Origin of the sequence: Endozoicomonas sp. NE40, from assembly GCF_040549045.1 — a bacterium.
Taxonomy (GTDB): Bacteria; Pseudomonadota; Gammaproteobacteria; order Pseudomonadales; family Endozoicomonadaceae; genus Endozoicomonas_A; species Endozoicomonas_A lisbonensis.
Genome location: NZ_JBEWTB010000002.1, coordinates 1962365 through 1979960, shown reverse-complemented (window position 1 = coordinate 1979960; position 17596 = coordinate 1962365). Strand labels below are relative to the sequence as shown.

Annotated in this window: 8 protein-coding genes; 3 read left to right on the top strand and 5 right to left on the bottom strand. The window is 49.0% G+C overall.

The genetic code is table 11. The features are described from left to right. The first annotated feature begins 8 nt into the window (after window positions 1-8). The 3 genes from V5J35_RS09845 to V5J35_RS09835 all read left to right on the top strand — a co-directional run bounded on the left by V5J35_RS09845 (window position 9) and on the right by V5J35_RS09835 (window position 4221). A complete protein-coding gene (locus V5J35_RS09845; RefSeq protein WP_354011081.1) occupies window positions 9-2402 on the top strand; it encodes a CS1-pili formation C-terminal domain-containing protein in 2394 nt (797 codons plus the stop codon). 30 nt (window positions 2403-2432) lie between these two features. Further along, window positions 2433-3155: a fimbrial biogenesis chaperone gene (locus V5J35_RS09840; RefSeq protein WP_354011080.1), complete on the top strand. Its 723-nt coding sequence runs from the start codon at window positions 2433-2435 to the stop codon at window positions 3153-3155. Window positions 3156-3225: 70 nt separating this feature from the next. Continuing rightward, the gene (locus tag V5J35_RS09835; RefSeq protein ID WP_354011079.1) at window positions 3226-4221 is read left to right on the top strand and encodes a hypothetical protein; all 996 of its coding nucleotides are present in this window, start codon (window positions 3226-3228) and stop codon (window positions 4219-4221) included. 53 nt (window positions 4222-4274) lie between these two features. On the opposite strand, the gene V5J35_RS09830 is transcribed toward V5J35_RS09835, so the two are convergent. From V5J35_RS09830 to V5J35_RS09810, 5 genes are all read right to left on the bottom strand, one after another. After that, a complete protein-coding gene (locus V5J35_RS09830; RefSeq protein ID WP_354011078.1) occupies window positions 4275-4523 on the bottom strand; it encodes a hypothetical protein in 249 nt (82 codons plus the stop codon). Between the two features lie 265 nt (window positions 4524-4788). Continuing rightward, complete coding sequence (locus tag V5J35_RS09825; RefSeq protein WP_354011077.1) at window positions 4789-5070, bottom strand: helix-turn-helix domain-containing protein; 282 nt, start codon at window positions 5068-5070, stop codon at window positions 4789-4791. A 163-nt stretch (window positions 5071-5233) separates the two neighbouring features. Further along, a complete protein-coding gene (gene glnG, locus V5J35_RS09820; RefSeq protein WP_354011076.1) occupies window positions 5234-6700 on the bottom strand; it encodes a nitrogen regulation protein NR(I) in 1467 nt (488 codons plus the stop codon). An 11-nt stretch (window positions 6701-6711) separates the two neighbouring features. Beyond that, complete coding sequence (gene glnL, locus V5J35_RS09815; RefSeq protein ID WP_354011075.1) at window positions 6712-7758, bottom strand: nitrogen regulation protein NR(II); 1047 nt, start codon at window positions 7756-7758, stop codon at window positions 6712-6714. 257 nt (window positions 7759-8015) lie between these two features. Further along, the gene (locus tag V5J35_RS09810) at window positions 8016-17444 is read right to left on the bottom strand and encodes a retention module-containing protein (RefSeq protein ID WP_354011074.1); all 9429 of its coding nucleotides are present in this window, start codon (window positions 17442-17444) and stop codon (window positions 8016-8018) included. Window positions 17445-17596: the final 152 nt, after the last annotated feature.

Genomic DNA, 17596 nt, shown 5'->3' with positions numbered 1-17596 from the left:
TCTCTCAAGTGAGCGTCCCCGCAGGTTTCGAAGACCTCCTCGCCCCCCAGCAAAGCATGGTCGACGTCTATTTCGGTGGTCGTTTTGTCACCACCATGTCAGCGGTATTCACTACCAACTCTATTGAATTCGAAGACCCGGAAAAACTGGTTCGGCAAATTCCCGCCGTTCTGGACGCGTTTCCAGTAATTCAGGCTCTGGAAGGAGAGCTGGACAGCCACGCCGAAGCTATCTGTTACAGCAACAGGAGTCAGGGGTGCGGTATTATCGATCCGGACGTGGCAGGGGTTATTTTTAATGCGGATAATTTTAAAGCCGACCTGTTTATTCACCCCAGCCTGCTGACCGTTCAGGCTTTGGACAAAAGCCGCTTTCTGCCAGGTTCTGAAGCGGGCGTTGCTGTTATCCAAAACCTGTCGGCTAATATCTCCGGTAACTTCAATGACGGTAATTCACAGGAAAACTACACCGTGTTTGGCAGTAGTTTTATGTCGTTTGAAGAGAGCAGTCTTCAGGCGAACTGGGATTTCTCAAGGGATCAGGACGTCAGCGTTAACACCCTGTTGTTTGAACGGGATTACGAAGGTCGCCTGTGGCAGGCAGGGCTGGTCAATACCACAGGGTTTGGTTTGAACTTTAGCGCCAGTCGTCGTTTATGGGGCGCCAGAATAGCCAGTTCATTTAACACCCGAACCGACCGTTCATTTACCCAGGGTACGCCACTGGAAATCTTTATGCCGGTTCAGGGACGTTATGAAATTATTTATGAAGAGCGTCTGATCAGCAGTGGTTTGGTAGAAGCGGGTAATCAGGAGCTGGATACCACCAACTTTCCCAGTGGTGCTTACGATCTGACCATACGCCTGCTCGATGAGGCAGGCAATCTGATTCGTACCGAAACCCGGTTCTTTGCAAGACAAACCCGTTTAGCGCCCATTGGCGAAAAAGAATATTTTCTCGAAGGCGGGCGGGCTTCCCAGTCTTCGGCAGAGAAAATACTGCCTGAGGTGCTGGACGATGTTCTGGTTCGCGGTGGTGTCAATCTGCGCCTGGCAGATACCTTATCCGGCTCTTTTGCGCTGGCAGCCACCGAAGGGCAGAGCCTGGGGGAAGCGTCGTTTTTCAAAATCGGTCGTAATTACGAGCTGGCACCTTCCTTTATGCTGTCCGATGAGGGCGATTACGGCGGCAAACTGGATGCACGTTATCGCTACGGCAACTTTAATATAAGCGGCAGTTATCTTCAGCTATGGCGGAATAACATTCGACCCGCAACGGAGTTTGACCTGCTGGGCAATGAATTTCGACAAAGCAGTGTTTCCATGAACTATCCGATTCTGGGCGGTAACGGCAGCTACCGTTACAGTGAAAGTGAGAGCAACTCTCTGGATGGTAGTCAGACTGACCGGCAAACACGACAAAGTGTCGGTTACAGCAGAACGCTTTACCGTGACGGGCTTTACTCAGTGTCTATGCGTTTTGATACATCATGGACGGATGAGGGGCAGATCAGCGGTCTGATTTCACTAGACCTGAGTCGTTCAAAAGATAAATGGACTTTCCGTGCAAACCCTCAGGCCCGTTATGACAAAACCGCTGCTGGTGAGAGTGACCGAACAGAGCAGTTGCAGGTGTCCGCCACTTACAATGACAAAGATACCTTTGCCGGCAGTGTCCGCAGTACCCTCAGGGCAGAAAAAGCACCGGGCCGAACCTCCGCAGGGCTTACCAGTCGGTTTGCATCGACCTGGGGGACAGCGAATCTGAATGTTAACCATGCAGAAACCGACACCAACACCACGACCGGCTACTCAGCCAGCCTGAGTAGCAGCTTTATGGCAAACAATAACGTGTTTGCCTTTGGTGGCGAGTCCCAGTCCCGTTCAGCGGTGGTCGTAACGGTTGATGGTGCATCCCTGGGTGACCAGTTTGATGTCTATGTGGATAACCAGCGACGGGGCTATGCACTGGGAGGAAAAGCGTCGATCATTCATCTGAGTCCGTTCAGAACCTATAAGGTCAGTATCCGACCAGCAGGGAGCAGTATTTTCGCATTTGATGAAAAAGAATACGAAGTCACCCTGTACCCCGGTAATGTGATGGACCTGGATTACAACGTTAACAGTGTCCGGGTGTTATACGGCAGAGTGCGGGCTGCTGGTGGTGACTGGCTGGTTAATGCCAGTGTTCAGGGCGGTGTGGGTCTGGCGGTCAGTGATGAATTTGGTATGTTTCAGGCCGAGGTTACTGACGACAGTGAACAGTTAATTTTTATGAAAGGCGGCAAACAGTGTCTGGTCGAGCTGGATATTGACGATAAGAAAGATGACTTTATTAACCTTGGGCAGGTTGTCTGTAATTACTCAGACGTTCATAATCAGGCCGAGGCATCCAATATTTAAAATACAATAACTAACCGTCAGGATGATGTCGTGGAAGTAAGAAAAAAAACAAGGCTGGTGGTTGCCTTTTTTACCACTTTTTTCACCGCTATGCTGGCTGCTCCTTTTGCCAGCGGCAACATGTTGCTGGATCGGATGATCGTTTATTTTGAGCCGGGCAATCAGCCAAGGCAGGATATTCGGGTGACTAACGTTAGCGACGATAATCTGTTTCTGCAAACAGAGATCTATAAGGTGGTTAACCCCGGCGCTGAGAATGAAGAACGTATCAGAATTACTAACCCGGATGACATGAAACTGCTGGCAACGCCGCAGAAGTCTATCGTTGCCCCGAGAGGGCGCAGAACTGTCCGGCTGGTGAACCTGGAAACACCTAAAGACACAGAAGATGTTTACCGGATTACTTTTCGCCCCGTAACGGGGGATGTAGAAGCCAACCAGAACGCTATTCAATTACTGATTGCTTATCAGGCTTTGATTTTTGTACGCCCTGAAAACCCGGTCTATGAAGTAACCGCTAAGCGGGATGGCAACAAGGTGACGTTTACCAATAAAGGCAACAGTAATGTCATTCTTCGTAACGGTGAACAGTGCTCAGGAGCAGAACAGGAAGGTGATTGTGTTGAGATAACCTCTGGTGGTCGTATTTATGCCGGACAGAGTTTAACTCTGGACCTGCCGGGCAAGGGAGAGCTGGTTCGTTTCGGGATGTTTGACGGAACCCGTGAGCAGCGTCAGGAGTTTAGCCTCTAAGGAAACAATAAGGGTCAGGGAAGAATCGGGTTCAGGCTTTAACGTTTAAAGTCAAAACAAAGCTGTAAAGATGAAGTACTTCCGCACTATCCAGTTACCTGTCAAGCTCACCAAACTACGGCAGTGGCCTGCTTTTTTGTGCATGTTGGTGTGTTCTCTGACCGTTTTTCCTCCATTTGCTTACTCTGATGACGAAGTGTTTTGCTTCACTGATTTAGGTGGCGGGGTATGCGAAGGCAATGAAAAACATAAAAGCGACTTTCTGGGGAAATTTGAGATAGAGAAAGGCAGTGACCCTATCTTAATCAATTTCAAGTTTCGTGCCTATGATGGTGATGACAGTGAAGAGTGGAAATTGAAACGGGAGTCGCTGTATTACTATTCTCCCAGTTCCGGTTATAGCAAGGTTGATGAAACTTTTTACAATATTGAAATGTCTTCCCCCAGAACACGGCCGCAGTGGGCTACTGGAGACAGTATTTCTGGTGGCGATGATGATGGAAAGCCAGATACTTACTATACCACCAACTTACATTTGACCTTTCATGACAATTATATAAATAAACTGGAAGCTGGTGAACACGCCTTCTGGCTGTGGATAAAAGGCCGTGCAGATGATGAGGAATACAATAACTTTTACATTGAAATAGGGGTCATCATACGTCCTAAAGTCAAGATAAGTGGTTTGGAAAATGCCTCTTTCGGGACATTTCTGGCTGATGGGTTTAACAGGAGCCACTATCAGACGTTTTGCGCCCATGTGCAGGGGGGAGGCGACTTCAAGATAACGCCTACCACGCAGAATGAAGTGTTTGAACTGAAAGGAAAGAACACGGGCGACTTTATTGATTACAGTGTTTACCTTGCCAATGTCGGAAGCTCTATCCGTCAGATCCGTTACGGTGATACCCGGCATGGCCTGAGTGGTGACGTGACTGAAAATTGTACGACGGGGACTGGTGAGAACATGCAGTTAAAAATAGAGTTGCCAGAGATCAGTATTCTGAGTGTCAAACCGGCTGATATTTATATGGATACACTGACGCTTACTATTGAGGCGGATTAATGGCATGTTAGCTTAAAGAAACCCCTGAACTGCATCAGGGGTTTCTTTTTATGTTATTTCTGGGTGTTTTTATCAGAAGGCTTTTCAGAAGCTGTCTGCTTGGTACTGGATTGTTTGGCTTTATCCGGTCTGGGCGGAATGACCAGTGTGATTCTGGCAGAAGCACTGGAGCTTTTGCCAATCGGCCCGGCCAGTATCATGGCTTTTTTCTCTTGAGTGTCTGCCTGTACAGGCGTTGCGAATGCAAACAGGATGGAAAGCGCCGCGCCAGACATCCATTTCGCTTGGCGTTTAACGTTCATAGGGTACTCCTTAATCAACTACTTATCTGATTTATCCCTGAAAATTGAATTATAGAAACTTTCTGGCAGCAGGTTTTTGGTTGTCGTGAAGGATTTCTTTAAAAAACAATGAGATACATGATCAGCTGTTTTTAGATCATGAGGACTGCGGATAAATGGATGGATACAAGGACGTATGGAAAGAGCCAGAGTCAGATGTCTGACTCTTTTTATAAATCAGGGCCGTTGTAAAAAATGTTAATGGAAAAATGCCAGAAATTCAGATTTATGCGCTATGAGTATTCACTTGCGTAACCTGCCAGCCAGGGAAACACAGAACGGCTGGATGACAGCTCAGGGCAATCGCCAGCTGCTTTGCCTGAGGTATGTTCATGCCGGCGGTATCTTTCTCAATGGCTGCTATCGTGGAATGGGGTATGCCAGTACGGTCAGCTAGCTGTTGTTGGCTAAGTCCCTGTAGTTCTCGCATAATCCGAAGCGATTCACCTGCCGTCAGTTCAATGTTTGTTGTGGCTGGTTGCCATTCGTTATCGTCTTTTGTAGTCATGAGGCGTTACCTTGATTACCTTGACCCGCACCTGTTGAGATTCAATGGTGTAGATTACCTTCAGAACCTCAACGGGCAACTTTTTGAGCTGTTTGGGAACTGAGCGGTGTTCCAATATTTGCCACATGCCAAAAAGATATCTTCTTTTTGAGAATATTCAATATCAAAGTGCTTTGTCAGCAATACCAAGCTCTTTGATCTTCCGGGTCAGGGTATTTCGCCCCCAACCCAGCAATTCAGACGCATCCCGTTTGCGCCCTCCTGTGTGCTGTAATGCGGATTCAATAAGAATGCGCTCAAACGCAGGTACAGCTTTCTCCAGAATATTGGCGTTACCTATTGCCAGCTCTTTCTCTGCCCACTGTTTCAACGGTTTTTCCCAGCTACCGGCTTGTGCTGCCTGAGGAAGCTGATTCTGATCCAGCAGCTCTTTATTGAGTAGCTCTTTATTAAGTAACTCTGTATTAAGTAGCTCTGGAGGCAGGTCTGAAATCAATACTTCCCTGCCTGAAGCCATTACGGTCAACCAGCGGCAGGCATTTTCAAGCTGGCGGACATTGCCGGGCCAGGGCAGTAATGAGATATAGCTTTCCGTTTCAGGCGTAAGAATCTTGGTTTCAACATTCAGCTCTTTCGCAGCCCGGTCGAGGAAGTGACGTGCCAGAACAGGAATATCTTCAGACCGTTCACACAGTCTGGGCAGATGCACACGAATAACATTTAAACGGTGGAATAAATCTTCCCGGAACTTGCCTTCGTTAACCAGCTTTTCCAGATCCTGATGAGTGGCGGCGATAATGCGTACATCAGCCTTTACAGGTGTGTGACCACCCACTCTGTAGAACTCGCCATCAGCCAGAACCCTGAGCAGACGGGTCTGGGTGTCGGCAGGCATATCGCCGATTTCATCCAGAAACAGCGTGCCATGACCTGCCTGTTCAAAGCGTCCTTTGCGCATGGCACCGGCACCGGTGAAGGCACCTTTTTCATGGCCAAAGAGTTCCGATTCAATCAGGTCTCGCGGAATCGCAGCCATGTTCAGGGCAATGAATGGATTGGCGGCTCTGGGGCTGTGTCTGTGTAATGCGCGGGCAACCAGCTCTTTGCCGGTGCCGGATTCGCCATTAATCAATACTGTAATATTGGAGTGAGACAGTCGCCCGATAGCACGAAATACTTCCTGCATGGCGGGCGCTTCACCAATGATTTCTGTGGAGTTATCCACAGGCTCAACCGTACTGACTTCCTGTGCCTGCTGGCGGCTGTGTTCCAGCGCCCGCCGGGTCAGGGAGATGGCATCATCAATATCAAAGGGCTTGGGCATATAGTCAAAGGCACCGCTCTGATAGGAAGCCACTGCACTGTCGAGATCGGAATGGGCGGTCATGATGATCACGGGTAACTCAGGATAGGTGTCCTGTACCTGTTTCAGGAAATCCAGACCATTGGTACCCGGCATCCGGACATCGCTGATAATGGCTTCCGGTTTGCCATTGTCCAGAGCTTCTATCGCTTTATCTGCACAATCAAAGGATTCAACCTTTAATCCTTCACCCTGAAGGGATTTTTCCAGAACCCAGCGAATAGATCGGTCGTCATCAATAATCCAGACTTGCGAATCGGTCGTCATGTATTCTCCTCTCAGAGAGCAATCGGTATATAAACATTGAAACAGGTTCGGCCAGGCTTGCTTTCACACTCAATCAGTCCTTTATGCTGACTGATAATTGACTGTGACATAGGCAGGCCCAGCCCGGTGCCTTCGGCACGGCCACTGATCATGGGATAGAAGATGGTTTCGATCATATCTTCGGGAATGCCGGGGCCGTTGTCGATAATGCTGATGTTGCACACCAGACGGCAGCATTCGTTGGCGATGGTGAACTGCCGGATAATCCGGGTCTGGATCGTGATCTGCCCATCGCTTAAAGGCATGTGCTGTTCAATGGCCTGCATGGCATTGCGAACCAGGTTCAGAATGGCCTGAATCAGCCGCTCCCGGTCTGCCGGTATTTCAGGAATACTGGGGTCGTAGTCCCGGACGAACTGAATGGCACCGTCCGTTTCCGCCTCAGTCAGTTGTACCACCCTTTCAATCACTTCATGCACATTCAGTGCTTTCAGACTGGGCGGTTTGACAGGCCCGAGCATCTGGTCAACCAGGTCACGAAGCCGGTCGACTTCTTCGATAATGATGGTCGTAAACTCCTTCTGGTCATTATCGGCTAACTGGCGTTCCAGCAGTTGTGCTGCGCCCCGAATCCCGCCAAGAGGATTCTTCACTTCGTGAGCCATGCCCCGGGCAAGGCTTTTGGCGGTTTCCTGTTTGGCGACCAGAGAGGCTTCCCGGGTAATGCGCTGTAACCGGTCCCTTGGGTGTATTTCCAGCAGAACACTGATCTTCGGATAGTCGACAGGTGTTACCGTGTAATCAACGGTGACAGGTTCGTTGTTAATACTGATGCAGGCTTTACGGCGAGTGAACTGTTGTTGCTGGGACTGCGCCCGCTTCAGGTCATCTTCCAGACTGGGTTGAGTTAACAGTGTTTCTACAGGCTGGCTATAACTGCGCCGCTCACTGATATCCAGCAGGTTTTCAGCGGCATGGTTGAGATAGCTGACTCGCAAATCCTGATCAAGTGCAATGACGGCGGTATTAAGATTGCCCAGTACAAATTGTTCGATCACCTGAACGTCCCTGATAAATTTTTTATTGTTTGACTTGTCACGTTTTACGACTGCCTATAGCGAAAGTTATACATGGCTTTTCTTTCTGAGTTGAATACAGCAAGAATTGAACCAACACGTTCATTGAGCAGGCTCTTGGGTAAGAGTTGCTTAATCGTGTAACACAGCGGGAAGATTATAAGGATCAACCGCCCAAAATGCACCAAATTGGTGCATTTTGGGCGGTTATTAAAGAAGAAGGGGAGTTCCTTTGGCTTTTACTGGTCGACTTGTAAATTTCCGTCATTAAGCAAGCTATTAATAATGTCTAAATCGGATGCGCCCATACTTGATAAATCAACCCCTTCTAAAGTCACTTTCTGAGTAACGTCGCCATTGGGCTGGGGGCTGATTTCCAGAGTGGTATCGCCACTGTCAAAGTTAAAATGCAGGTATTCGTCCAGTGAATTACTTTCTTCACCAATCAGTATATCCCTCAGGTCCAGTACATCACCTCCCTGGCCTACAGTGAAGTCGGTGATCGTGTCGACTGCTGGCGCTTCAGCGGTACCGGTGTGGTCAATGTACCAGATGTAATGGTCGCTGCCATTCCCTCCGGTCAGGATGTCATCGCCGCCACCGCCAATGATCGTGTTATCTGTCCCGTCGCCCTGAAGCGTATCACTCAGCTGTGTACCTGAAATGATGGACTTGAACTCATTGCTGAGAGTCTGAAGTTCTTCATTGGATAAAGCCCGGTTGTATATTCGGGCTTCGTCGATTGAGCCCTTGAACCCGTAGCCGGAGTTGCCGGTATGGTCTCCATCGTGGAACTTTGTATCGACATTAAGCCCACCAAATGCGATGTCCCCGGTATGCGGAGAAACAGAGTTGGCTGTGCCATTGTCGACAGACTTATTGTCGAGAAACAGTTCCATTTTAGAGGTGTCTGCGTTGATCACCAGGGCGATATGGTGCCAGTCGCTGCTCAGGGAGCTGATATCTGTGTTCAGCCAGTGACCATTCCAGCCTGAGTCTTCCGACCAGGCTCCGGCATAAAGTTCTCCATCGTCAATGTACAGGTTCATACCATTGGTTGCGTCGCCCTGTTCATACAATATCTTGCGGCCAGACAGGTCATTCGTGGTATCTACTTTGAAGTTCAGGCTGATGGTGTACTGGCTTTTCGTACCTGTATAAGTGTTTAGCTCGGACGAGTTGGCGATGTTGACTCGTGCCAGGTTGCCATCAAAAGAAACCGCGCTACCGTCCAGACCGCCTGCAATGAAAGCAGCACTATTGACCAGTGTGCCGTTATCGGAAATCGTGTCTTCCGTTGAACTGTCGGCAGCGGTTGTTCCCGAGCCTTCATTAAACGTCCAGTGACCCACAAGGTCTGATTGTGTATCGGTTACATAAATCGTGTAATCACGGGTACTTGATGAATTGCCATCACTTACCTGCACAGTGACGGTATGGCTGCCACTGTTTTCATGGTTCAGAAGAGACGTATTGGCAACCGTGATTTCACCGGTTGCGGAGTTAATGGCAAAACGACCGCCTGCATTATTGGTCAGAGAATACGTCGGGGTGTCGTTTTCAACATCCTGTGAAGAAACTGACCCGACCACACTGTTATTGACACTGCTTTCGTCAATATAAAAAGCATCATTCAACAGATTGTGAACACTACTGGCTTCGTAAATGGCTTTAACTTCTGAGGCTGTAAGGGTGTCGCTGAAAACAGCAAATTCATCAATGGCACCGTCCATATAGCCGTCACTTGACCAGTTACTTTTACCAATATAATTGTGGTTTCGAACCGTTTCAGTTGGAAGCGAGTGTGATTCTGAACGAACCAGTTCACCATTTTTATAGATACTCACCGTACCATCGCTGGCAAATGTGGTGGTGACATGAACCCATTCACCGGCTGTAAAAAAGTCGGCAATTTCAAACCTGAAGGTTCCAATGTTGGGGTCATTTATAATATGCAGGCCAAGATCGTTAGTGTTTTTGACATGGCCCATCAAAATATTATTGCTGCCAGCACCATCACCAAAATCAAATACACGCGACCAGTTTTGGGCAAAACTGTCAAAACGTACCCAGGTAGACACCGACATAGTGCCGCCAGTCTCCAGCCCGCTTATTTCACCGGCACCAGAAGAGCCATTCATTTCAAAGGCGGAACCCGAACCACTGCCGTTCAGGTTTGCACTTCCGCTCAGGGTTAAATCAAGGTTATTACCAGAGGCGTCACTCGTATCACTGAAGCTATAAGCCACTGCAACATTATCAAGGAGGGGAGCATTTTCTAGTGTGGGGGTATCGTTAACGGCTGTTACATCCATGGTCAGGGTTTGTGTGCCACTGTTCAGGCTGCCATCGCTGACGGTAAAACCAATATTGGCATAGCCAGCACCGTTGGCATTAGCTGCCGGGGCAAAGGTCAGATTGGGTATATCGGCAGCAGCAATCACCTGATTGGCAGTAACCGCAGAACCGCTCAGCGTTAATGAACCAGCGGCTGGCAGTGTTGTAATAGTAACGCTGGAAAGGCTGTCACCACTATCCTTGTCACTGAAACCGAACTCGGAGGCACTGAAGGCGTGGCTGCCATCTTCGGCCACCGTAAGCGTGTTGTCTGAAGCCGTTGGTGCATCGTTTACAGGGCTGAACGATAACGTCACCTGGGTAGATGTGGTCGCGTTGCCATCAAACAGGTCGTAGTCCAGCTGTAAATTGCCATTGAAATCGCTGTTGGGGGTAAACTCGTAGCGATGATCGGCGGTAACACTGCCTGCCACCGTCAGATTACTGTTATTGGCGGCGTCGACGACCTGATCATTACTTTCCCTGAGGTCCAGTGCCAGATTGGAACTGGCATCCGCAATGCTGGTACCCGCTACAATGTCGGACTGACTGACAGCATCGTAAGCGAGTGTGACATGTCCAAATTTTGCATTCGTTAGTGATTGGGCTGCATCCAGACCTCCACCATAACTGTCCTGTTCCTGACCGAGCATGAACCAGCCGCCGGCTGCAATGGTGGCTCCCTGTGCGACATTCTGGGTGGTTACTAATTGCTGGTTATCATACAGTTTTAAATCACCAGAACTGCTTTCCCAGACCAGGGCCACATTGTGTGTTGCACCATCATTCAGATTAATGCCAGTGAAGGTCACTAATGAACCGTTAACCAGCACATTGAGTGAGCCATTGCTGTTGTGGTTGTAAACCAGAATCGCGTTGTCATTACTGGAGGTTGACATGCTTATCAGAGCGTCAAGGGAGCCCGAATGGCTGCCCGTAGAAGTGTATTCAAACCCAAGGGAAAAATTGCTGAAGCTTTGTAAAGTGTCAGTGACCTCAACCTTGTTGCTCGTATTGCTGCCAAAAACCAGCTCACTGAACTCTTCAAGTGTTCCGTCCGAGCCACTGTAACTTGCGTTACTGACCGAGAGAGTATCACCTTCTACATCGCTGGCACCTGCCAGTAGCTGGTTTCTGGTTATGGTCAGAACCGTGTCTTCAGTACCTTGCAGAGTAACCTGTGGAGTAGCAGCGATCGGTGCATCATTTACAGCAGTCACATCCATGGTCAGGGTTTGTGTGCCACTGCTCAGGCTGCCATCGCTGACGGTAAAGCCAATATTGGCATAGCCAGCACCGTTGGCATTAGCTGCCGGGGCAAAGACCAGGTTGGGAATGTCTGCAACGGCAATCACCTGGTTAGCAGTCACCGCAGAACCGTTCAGTGTTAATGAACCGGCAGCAGGCAACGTTGTAATGGTGACGCTGGAAAGGGTGTCACCACTGTCAATGTCACTGAATCCGAATTCTGAGGCGCTGAAAGTATGGTTGCCATCTTCAGCCATCGTGAGCGTGTTGTCTGAAGCCGTTGGAGCATCATTAACGGCTGTTACATCCATGGTCAGGGTCTGGGTGTTACTGCTCAGGCTGCCATCACTGACGGTAAAGCCAATATTGGCATAATTCGCCCCGTTGGCATTAGCCGCCGGGGTAAAGACCAGGTTGGGAATATCTGCAGCGGCAATCACCTGATTAGCAGTCACCGAAGAACCATTCAGTGTTAACGAACCGGCGGCTGGTAGCGTTTTAATGGTGACGCTGGAAAGGGTGTCACCACTGTCATTGTCACTGAACCCAAACTCGGAAGCACTGAAGGTGTGGCTGCCATCTTCGGCTATCGTGAGCGTGTTGTCTGAAGCCGTTGGGGCATCGTTAACGGCTGTCACGTCCATGGTCAGGGTCTGAGTGTTACTGCTCAGGCTGCCATCGCTGACGGTAAAGCCAATATTGGCATAATTCGCCCCGTTGGCATTAGCCGCCGGGGTAAAGATCAGGTTGGGAATATCTGCAGTGGCAATCACCTGATTAGCAGTCACCGAAGAACCATTGAGTGTTAACGAACCGGCGGCTGGTAGCGTTTTAATGGTAACGCTGGAAAGGGTGTCACCGCTGTCGATGTCACTGAACCCGAACTCTGAGGCGTTGAAAGTATGGCTGCTATCCTCTGCAACAGTGAGCGTGTTGTCAGAAGCCGTTGGGGCATCGTTAACGGCTGTTACATCCATGATCAGGGTTTGTGTGCCACTGTTCAGGCTGCCATCGCTGACGGTAAAACCAATATTGGCATAGCCAGCACCGTTGGCATTAGCTGCCGGGGCAAAGACCAGGTTGGGAATGTCTGCAACGGCAATCACTTGATTAGCAGTCACCGCAGAACTGTTCAGTGTTAATGAACCGGCAGCTGGCAATGTTGTAATGGTAACGCTGGAAAGGGTGTCACCACTGTCGATGTCACTGAATCCAAACTCAGAGGTGCTGAAGGTATGGCTGCCATCTTCAGCCACTGTGAGTGTGTTGTCTGAAGCCGTTGGAGCATCATTAACGGCTGTTACATCCATGGTCAGGGTCTGGGTGTTACTGCTCAGGCTGCCATCACTGACGGTAAAGCCAATATTGGCATAATTCGCCCCGTTGGCATTAGCCGCCGGGGTAAAGACCAGGTTGGGAATATCTGCAGCGGCAATCACCTGATTAGCAGTCACCGAAGAACCGCTCAGCGTTAATGAACCGGCAGACGGCGGAGTTGTAATGGTAATACTGGAAAGACTGTTGCCGCTGTCAATATCACTGAACCCGAACTCGGAAGCACTGAAGGTGTAGCTGCCATCTTCAGCCACTGTAAGTGTGTTGTCTGAAGCCGTTGGTGCATCGTTTACAGGGCTGAACGATAACGTCGCCTGGGTAGATGTGGTCGCGTTGCCATCAAACAGGTCGTAGTCCAGCTGTAAATTGCCATTGAAATCGCTGTTGGGGGTAAACTCGTAGCGATGATCGGCGGTAACGCTGCCTGCCACCGTCAGATTACTGTTATTGGCGGCGTCGACGACCTGATCATTGCTTTCCCTGAGGTCCAGTGCCAGATTGGAACTGGCATCCGCAATGCTGGTACCCGCTACAATGTCGGACTGACTGACAGCATCGTAAGCGAGTGTGACATGTCCAAATTTTGCATTCGTTAGTGATTGGGCTGCATCCAGACCTCCACCATAACTGTCCTGTTCCTGACCGAGCATGAACCAGCCGCCGGCTGCAATGGTGGCTCCCTGTGCGACATTCTGGGTGGTTACTAATTGCTGGTTATCATACAGTTTTAAATCACCAGAACTGCTTTCCCAGACCAGGACCACATTGTGTGTTGCACCATCATTCAGATTAATGCCAGTGAAGGTCACTAATGAACCGTTAACCAGCACATTGAGTGAGCCATTGCTGTTGTTGTTGTAAACCAGGATCGCGTTGTCATTACTGGAGGTTGACATGCTTATCAGAGCGTCAAGGGAGCCCGAATGGCTGCCCGTAGAAGTGTATTCAAACCCAAGGGAAAAATTGCTGAAGCTTTGTAAAGTGTCAGTGACCTCAACCTTGTTGCTCGTATTGCTGCCAAAAACCAGCTCACTGAACTCTTCAAGTGTTCCGTCCGAGCCGCTGTAACTTGCGTTACTGACCGAGAGAGTATCACCCTCTACATCGCTGGCACCTGCCAGTAGCTGGTTTCTGGTTATGGTCAGAACCGTGTCTTCAGTACCTTGCAGAGTAACCTGTGGAGTAGCAGCGATCGGTGCATCATTTACCGCAGTCACATCCATAGTCAGGGTCTGGGTGCCACTGCTCAGGCTGCCATCGCTGACGGTAAAGCCAATATTGGCATAGCCAGCACCGTTGGCATTAACTGCCGGGGCAAAGACCAGGTTGGGAATGTCTGCAGCGGCAATCACCTGATTAGCAGTCACCGAAGAACCATTCAGTGTTAACGAACCGGCGGCTGGTAGTGTTTTGATGGTAACGCTGGAAAGAGTGTCACCACTGTCAATGTCACTGAACCCGAACTCGGAAGCACTGAAGGTGTGGCTACCATCCTCAGCCACCGTGAGCGTGTTGTCAGAAGCCGTTGGTGCATCGTTTCCTGTCGTCACATCTATGATCAGTGTTTGTGTGCCACTGTTCAGGCTGCCATCGCTGACGGTAAAGCCAATATTGGCGTAATTCGTACCGTTTGTATTAGCCGCCGGGGCAAAGACCAGATCAGGAATATCTGCAGCGGCAATCACCTGATTAGCAGTAACAGCAGAACCATTGAGTGTTAATGAACCGGCAGCTGGTAATGTTGTAATGGTGACGCTGGAAAGGGTGTCACCACTGTCGATGTCACTGAACCCGAACTCGGAAGCACTGAAGGTGTGGCTGCTATCTTCAGCCATCCTGAGTGTGTTGTCTGCGGCTGTTGGAGCGTCATTAACAGCTGTTACATCCATGGTCAGGGTTTGTGTGCCACTGTTCAGGCTGCCATCGCTGACGGTAAAGCCAATATTGGCATAATTCGCCCCGTTGGCATTAGCCGCCGGGGCAAAGACCAGGTTGGGAATATCTGCGGCGGCAATCACCTGATTAGCAGTCACTGAAGAACCATTCAGTGTTAACGAACCGGCGGCTGGTAGCGTTTTAATGGTAACGCTGGAAAGGGTGTCACCACTGTCAATGTCACTGAACCCGAACTCAGAGGCGCTAAAGGTGTGGCTGCCATCCTCTGTAACAGTGAGCGTGTTGTCAGAAGCCGTTGGGGCATCGTTAACGGCTGTTACATCCATGGTCAGGGTTTGTGTGCCACTGCTCAGGCTGCCATCGCTGACGGTAAAGCCAATATTGGCATAATTCGCCCCGTTGGCATTAGCCGCCGGGGCAAAGACCAGGTTGGGAATATCTGCGGCGGCAATCACCTGATTAGCAGTCACCGAAGAACCATTCAGTGTTAACGAACCGGCGGCTGGTAGCGTTTTAATGGTAACGCTGGAAAGGGTGTCACCACTGTCGATGTCACTGAATCCGAACTCGGAAGCACTGAAGGTATGGCTGCCATCTTCGGCCACCGTGAGCGTGTTGTCTGCGGCTGTTGGAGCGTCATTAACAGCTGTTACATCCATGGTCAGGGTTTGTGTGCCACTGTTCAGGCTGCCATCGCTGACGGTAAAGCCAATATTGGCATAATTCGCCCCGTTGGCATTAGCCGCCGGAGTAAAGACCAGGTTGGGAGTATCTCCAGCGGTAATCACCTGGTTAGCGGTAACCGCAGAACCGTTGAGTGTTAGTGAACCGGCAGCTGGCAGCGTTTTAATGGTAATACTGGAGAGGTTGTCGCCGTCAATATCACTGAAGCTGAAATCTGCAGCAGTAAAGGTGTAGCTGGTATCTTCGTCAAGGGTAAGCGTCTTGTCTGATGCAGTTGGTGCATCGTTTACGGCTGTAATGGTGATGGTAGCAGTGGCGACACTACTGTCATGATAGCCATCATTGACTTTAAAGCTGATAATCCTGTCTGTGGTATCAGGCGCATCAGAACCGTTGCTATAGGTGACAGCTCTTAACGCTTCCTGATACTGGGCAGTGGTAGCCTGACCCGTTAAATCCAGCGTTCCAGACACTGCATTCCAGTGTCCAGTGATACCGTTCTGATCCAGAAAACCCAGCTGGTCCTCAGCCGGGTTGTAACTTCCGCTGATCTTGATGGTTGCCGAATGAATGGTTGATGAGTCTACATCTGTCAGGGTCAGACTTCGGTCTATTGGAATGTGAGCGTCGTTTTCTATATAAGAAAGATTGTCATTAACCGATATATTTGACGGATCATTAATCCCCTGAATGATCACGGATGCGCTCTGGCTGATAAAATCGCCGTTCTTGTTCTGGATATCGTATCTGAATTTGAGTTCTTCGGTTTCGCCTTCTGCCAGATGTTCGTAACTTGAGGGGGAGATTGTCAGGCTTTTGCCATCAGCAGCCGTAGTAACACCAACTGAGTTGCCTTCCTGAGTTTGGAAGTTAACGACATCTATTGTGTCGTTAACATCAATGTCTGAAACCCCTTCCAGTAAATCAACATTCAACAGGGAAGCGTTTTCGTCGGTTGTTACAGCGATGTCAGCTTCGATTTCGGGAAGATCATTAGTTCCAGTGATTGATACAGTTGCGGTTTGATAGGTAAAAGCTCCCTGAGAATCAGTGACCTGGTATTCATAAGTGATGGTTTCGGACTCTTGCTCTCCCAGGTATCTGTAGGCATTCGTATCTATAGTCAGGATGTTATTTTCGAAGCTGACTCCTGAGTTTGTGCCAGATACCAGCTTTAAGTCTGTTATGGATAACTGGTCGTTAATATCTTTATCCGTAGCGTGTTTCAGCAGGTTAAGAGTAACGATGCCGTCATTCTGGCTGGTGGAAAGGGTGACTGGGTCAGAAAATTCTGGTGCGTCATTAGAGCCTTGAATGACTAAATCTATAGAGGCCTGACTTTTATTATTTTGCGTATCATAAACCTCGAATACAAAGGTGGCCGTACGACTTTCTCCTTCACCAAGGTCTTTGAAATCGAATCGGGGGTCAAACTCAAATGAGCCATCTTCTTTCAGGTTTAAATAGCCGGAAACTGGAGAAGAGATCAAAGAATATGTCAGCAATTCGCCAACATTCTGATCGGTAACGGAAAGCTGGCCTTTAAGGATAGAGTTGTCATCATTGCTTGAAAATTCAGAGCTTAAGATAACAGGCTTGTAAGAAATCGGTATTAACTCACTTTTTTCCTGCTCGCTTTCTTCTTCCGGATTAATTGATTTTTCTTCGCTCAGTGTACTCGATTCATCCCGATCAATATGGCTTGGATCAACACTGGCTTTATTTTTATGATGCCCCAGGTTCTCAATGATCGGCATATCAAGCGCAACCCGCTTGATGACACCTACCCTTGAACTCCCTTCATCAGATGCTTCTTTTTCACCGGCAGAACTGGCTGTTGTGATTGAGGCTGGGTCTTTTCCGTCGGCAATTTCAGACTGAATGTCTTCGTCCGACCGAAGATCTTCTTCAGGATTACTATCAACGTGAGATAATATGCCATCCACAAGAACCAGTTGCTGATTATTGCTAAGAACCAGCGCCTGATTGGTCATCGTTTTTATTTCAGCAGAACCTCCACCATCTGTCAGAATGCGATCATGGAGGTAAACCTTTGAGCCTTCTTCAAGTATTTTTCTGGAACCATCTGGTTTTAAAACAACAACTTTGCCTGTCACGGCGACGACTTCACCAACCAAAGGTGTAGAGTTTTCTGAACTTGAATTCATGATCCTTATGCTCATTCATAGCTTTAAAGTCTAAGAGAGTTGTATTTAATTCTCTTATGAAATATTGATAACAACTCTCTTTTATGCCATTGCATCAAACGTTTATTAACATCTAGCATAGCTATGTCTGAGTTAGTGGCGGTTTAAGGTGG